The organism is Wolbachia endosymbiont of Drosophila bocki, from assembly GCF_028982005.1.
GTDB lineage: Bacteria > Pseudomonadota > Alphaproteobacteria > Rickettsiales > Anaplasmataceae > Wolbachia > Wolbachia pipientis.
Genome location: NZ_JAPQLG010000151.1, coordinates 1 through 4,898 on the forward strand (window position 1 = coordinate 1; position 4,898 = coordinate 4,898).

The 4,898-nt window shown below is 37.2% G+C and carries 5 protein-coding genes and 1 pseudogene; 4 read left to right on the forward strand and 2 right to left on the reverse strand.

The window, feature by feature from the left end:
* The 4 genes and pseudogenes from OZD61_RS03310 to OZD61_RS03325 form a co-directional block, all read left to right on the forward strand.
* Positions 1-99: pseudogene (locus OZD61_RS03310) on the forward strand (IS5/IS1182 family transposase); the annotation flags it as partial.
* Between the two features lie 408 nt (positions 100-507).
* Positions 508-1,602: an outer membrane protein assembly factor BamB family protein gene (locus OZD61_RS03315; RefSeq protein ID WP_274979838.1), complete on the forward strand. Its 1,095-nt coding sequence runs from the start codon at positions 508-510 to the stop codon at positions 1,600-1,602.
* Positions 1,595-2,974: a dihydrolipoyl dehydrogenase gene (lpdA, locus tag OZD61_RS03320; protein ID WP_274979839.1), complete on the forward strand. Its 1,380-nt coding sequence runs from the start codon at positions 1,595-1,597 to the stop codon at positions 2,972-2,974. Before OZD61_RS03315 ends, lpdA begins: the two co-directional genes overlap by 8 nt.
* A 2-nt stretch (positions 2,975-2,976) precedes the next feature.
* Positions 2,977-3,900, forward strand: a complete 924-nt coding sequence (locus OZD61_RS03325) for a tyrosine recombinase XerC (protein WP_274979840.1) — start codon at positions 2,977-2,979, stop codon at positions 3,898-3,900.
* Here the strand turns inward: OZD61_RS03325 and OZD61_RS03330 are convergent.
* Both OZD61_RS03330 and OZD61_RS03335 read right to left on the reverse strand, forming a co-directional pair.
* Entirely contained in the window at positions 3,845-4,141 is a 297-nt protein-coding gene (locus OZD61_RS03330; protein ID WP_274979841.1) for a TomO hydrophobic C-terminal domain-containing protein, read from the reverse strand. The two genes, OZD61_RS03325 and OZD61_RS03330, sit on opposite strands and share 56 nt — an antisense overlap.
* 235 nt (positions 4,142-4,376) lie before the next feature.
* Positions 4,377-4,898 (reverse strand): group II intron maturase-specific domain-containing protein (locus OZD61_RS03335; RefSeq protein ID WP_274979842.1); only part of this gene is annotated, 522 nt, incomplete at its 5' end.

Here is a 4,898-nt window from a genome sequence, read left to right on the forward strand (position 1 = left end):
AAATGTAGAAGATTGTGGAAAAATTGCGAACGTAAACTCAACACCAGCTTGCAAATGATTGTCCTTTCCTCCATTTCTCTCCTATTACGAAGATTTTAAACAGGTTCTTATATTCATGGCAGTTACTAACTCTCATTTTTTGTGGCATATTTTTCCTTAAGCGGTTAAATGGCTATTTTATAATGAATTTTGTCAGTAGCCACCAGATTTTTTCAGTTGCGATGCAACAGGGCCATCCCAGTGTCAAGCACTGGGATGACAGGAAAAGAGGCTATTTGGATGACATCTTTCTTCTTGGTATAAATTACTTTTATATCTCAATGTTCGTACAGCTATGCACGTTGCCGCATAGTGGATGAGGTGTACTACCTCTAAGAGTATACATTATCTCACATAATAATATAATATTTCGTTCATAAATCAACGTTTTTAACATGCAGCAAGAACATTTCCGTTGTAATTAAGGTTCTTAAGATGTATATTAATGAATCTTGTTTTCAATAAATAATGAAAGTAATAATTGTCATGATAATGCTATTGTGTAGCAGTTACACAATGGCAAGCGAGAGAATAAGTCTAGTGGATAAAAAACTATCTCAAGGATATGTAGCTCCAGTGCTTACAGAAAATAGCGTTATTTTATCAGACAAGCACGGCGCTTTATATTCCTTTGATATTGATAACTCAAAGGCTATGAATTGGAAATTACACCTCTCACACAGAAAAAAAATTAGTAACATGAGCCTATTGCGTCACAGAGGAAACGTTTTCTTTATAGTGGATAACGTTCTACACACAATAGATGCAAAAACTGGCGGGATTCAGTGGGAAAAAGAATTGAGAGCTCCAGTAAGAGGGAAAGCAGCAGTAATAAACAATAAATTGGTAGTATTGACTATTGATAATTATCTGTACGTGTTTGATATAAAAGATGGCAGCTTCGTTTGGACTTATCAAAACGGCATCAATGAGGTTCGAGGTTTGTATTCCATATCGCCAGCAATTTCTAATGATAAAATAATAGCACCATTTTCAAATGGTGAGTTAATAGCTTTTAATGAAGACGGTAAAAAATTGTGGAGCCAAAAATTGGCTACACAGCTCACAGATGTAACTACTACACCGAGAGTGCTTGGCGATACTCTAATAGCTACAAATAATTCTTATATTTATGGTATTGACGTAAAATCAGGAAATATTTTATGGTCAAAGTCACTGCAAGTAAAAAGTGTATCAGACATTGAATCATATTACAGTCCTCTTATTCCTGCAGAGAAACAAAAAGAAGGCGGAAGAATTTTTATAGTTACTAAAGACGATAAAATAATTGGCCTGGATATAAAAAATGGAGAAACAGTCTGGGCATCTGATTTAATAGAAAATACGCAATTGTTTGCTCCAATTATGCATGCCCATACACTGTGGGTGACAAGCAATAAAGGTTCAATGTTTGCTTTTCCTGGATCTGAAAGTGCAGGAAAGGTAGTCAAAGTACCTGGTAATGTGTTTCACACTCCAGTGTTTACTCGCAATAAGATATATGTAACAACTGAGGGAAAAGGTGTTTATTCTTTAGAAAATAGGTTTGTTTTTTATGACTGATTATGATTTAATTGTTATAGGTGGTGGCCCAGGAGGCTATAAGTGTGCTATCGCTGCTGCAAAACTTGGATTGAAAGTTGCCTGCATAGATAAAAATAGCATTTTTGGTGGTACGTGCCTGCGGGTTGGGTGCATACCCTCCAAAGCATTGCTCCATTCTTCCTATCAGTATGCTCACACGAAAAATGATCTGTCGAAGTTTGGCATAAAAATTAAGGACGCAAGTTTCGACTTAAAAGAAATGCTAGGCTATAAGGACGCCAGAGTTCAGGAACTTGGAAAAGGTATAGAATATCTGTTTAACCTTCACAAAATCACTAAAATCAATGGGCTTGCTTCTTTTGACCAAGGTAATCTTGAAGTTTCAGTTGAAAGTAAGGTGCTGAAGACAAAAAATATAGTAATTGCAACCGGTTCTGACGTTATTTCTTTGCCAGGAATTAATATCGATGAGAAAAGTATTATTTCATCAACTGGTGCATTATCTTTAACTGAAGTGCCAAAAAAACTTGTCGTAATCGGAGCCGGGGCAATAGGGCTTGAAATGTCTTCTGTATGGAGGAGGCTAGGGTCTGAAGTCACTGTAGTAGAATTTTTTGACAGAATCGCTGCAGCAATGGATGGAGAATTAAGTAAGTCTCTACTTTCTAGTCTACAAAAACAAGGAATAAAATTTTTACTTAGCACTAAAGTTGAGGAGATAAAACAAAGTAGTAACTCTTTGAGTGTGAAAGTTTGTTCTGTAAAAGATAATCAAACAAACACTATAGAGGCGGATAAGGTATTGGTGGCAGCAGGACGCAAACCATGCACTGAGAATCTTGGTATTGATGAAAAAATAGAAAAAGATAATCGCGGTTTCGTTCAAGTTAACAACAGATATGAAACTAATGTGAAAGGAATATTTGCTATTGGTGATGTGATCGGTGGAGCAATGCTTGCTCATAAAGCAGAGGAAGAAGGAGTGGCAGTTGCAGAGATAATCGCTGGGCAAGTACCTCACGTTGATTATGGAATTATACCATCTGTCATTTACACTCACCCTGCGGTTTCCTCGATTGGTAAAACAGAAGAGGAACTCAAAAATGCTGGCCGTGAATACAAAGTGGGTAAGTGTCAATTTGCTGCAAACGGCAGAGCAAAAATCACTGATGATGCTGAAGGATTTGTGAAAGTGCTGACTTGTAGCAGAGCAGATACAATACTAGGTGTGCATATCATAGGAGCATACGCTGATACGCTAATCAATGAAGCAGCGGTTGCAATGGCATATGGCGCAGCAGCAGAGGATATATACAGAATTTGTCACTCTCATCCCGATATAAATGAAGCCTTTCGAGATGCGTGCATCGATGCTTTCTTTAAAAAATAATTGTGGACCTCGGTTCAATCATTGAAAAATGGTATGAGTGGCTGAGGTGCAACAGATCTTATTCACCAAACACTTTGGAATCATACATGAGGGACTTGAAGGATCTTATAAGTTTCCTAAATACTCACATTGGTGGAGAAGTAAATGTTGGTACTCTGAAAAATTTAAGCATACCTGAGTTAAGAAGTTGGCTTACCTCTCGTTACGCAAGAGGTGTAAATGCAAGATCCAACACTCGAGCACTCTCAGTAATCAGAAATTTCTTCAAGTACATAAAAAACAACCACAATATAGACAATGAAGCTGTATTTTCCTTATCAAGGCCAATTCAGAGAAGAACTCTGCCCAAAGCATTATCAATACCTAATATAAAAACTTTATTGAAAGAAATGAAACTATCCGACCTGGGCGAACCTTGGGTGGTAAAAAGAGAAATTGCGATTATCGTCCTGCTATATGGTACAGGCTTAAGAATCAGTGAAGCGTTGAACCTTAGGGTTAGTAATATTAACAATGAAAGTTTAATAGTAACAGGTAAAGGAGATAAACAAAGGCAGGTATTCATTCTCCCAGTAGTAAAAAAATGTATACAAGAATATGTAAAAGCCTGTCCTTACCTTGATGAAGCACAACACCTTTTTGTGGGAGTAAGAGGAAAAAAATTGGGAAGAACTTATGTGGCTAATCGTTTGCAAAAAATAAGGAGAATGTTAAATTTACCAGAAATTTTATCTCCACATGCATTTCGCCATAGTTTTGCTACTCATTTGCTTCAGGAAGATATTGACATAAGATCAATACAACAACTGCTTGGCCACTCAAGCCTGGAAACTACTCAAGTTTACACTCACCTCAATTATCAAGATGTTTTTAATATGTATAAGAATTTTCAGCAGAGTTTGGAGAAAAAGTCAAAACCCTTGTAACTTGAGGATTGTCTGTGGCACTACCAGGTCCTATATCTCGTTCATCCGCTTTACATAAATAATATCCTACTAAAAAAAGAACCAGTGCAACTGCTGTAAAGAAAGCACTTATTATCCCTGGATAATCGTATAAAACTGCTAAACATACACCAACAGCAAACGCTCCAGACAACACAAAAGAAGCAGAAGCGTAGTTGCTTTGTTTTCTACCAGGAGAAATGTCGTCTGCTCTTCCATACACAATTCTATTAAGTCGAGTTACTTCACTATTTAGATCATTACGCTGAGCTTTTACCTTTTCAAGTTCATCTACAGGTTCCTGTGCAAACTCCTTAAAACCTGTAGGGTCGAGAACTGGCGCGCCTCTTTAGGGTTTGGTGGCTGATCCATTATTTTCATCCTGGGCCTCAATCCAAAATTCCCGTGTTTACGTTTCCAGCTCCCGCCTCATCAACGCAGCATGCGGTTTTCCCGCACTACGCTTTCCTAGTAGATTCTTTACCAAAGTTTATAGCATATTGTGCTGGTAAGGCTTTCGGGACGTAATATCTTATTCTATAGTCCGAATATAGACCAAGAGTCTCGTATATCCATTTGCTACTCCACCTTTTCCAGCCAAATCCTTTTGCTTTTCTGGCTTGCATCAGATTGCGTCTTGCTTTCTTCTCTACCCATTGTTTTATGTATTTAAAGCTTCGACCTGAGTTTCCTATCCTAAAGTAGTTTGTCCACCCTCTCAATATTGGATTAATGATTTGGATCACCTTTCCTATTGGTTGTGATTTATAGCTACGGAATACTTCCTTCAGTTTTTGAAGTAAGGTTGTCCGTGTTTTCATCTTTGGTGTTATTTGTACCCTCCACTTTCCTTGTTTTGTAATTTTCTCTCGAAAATCAAATCCTAGAAAACTGAATGTCTCTTTTTCTTTTAGATTGACTACCTTTGTCTTTTCTTTATTTACTTCTACTTCTAGTTTTGCTAATTCTTCTTGTAACCT

Coding starts and splice junctions, on each gene's coding strand:
- OZD61_RS03315 (WP_274979838.1), top strand. CDS start 508: ATGAAAGTAATAATTGTCATGATAATGCTATTGTGTAGCAGTTACACA.
- lpdA (WP_274979839.1), top strand. CDS start 1,595: ATGACTGATTATGATTTAATTGTTATAGGTGGTGGCCCAGGAGGCTAT.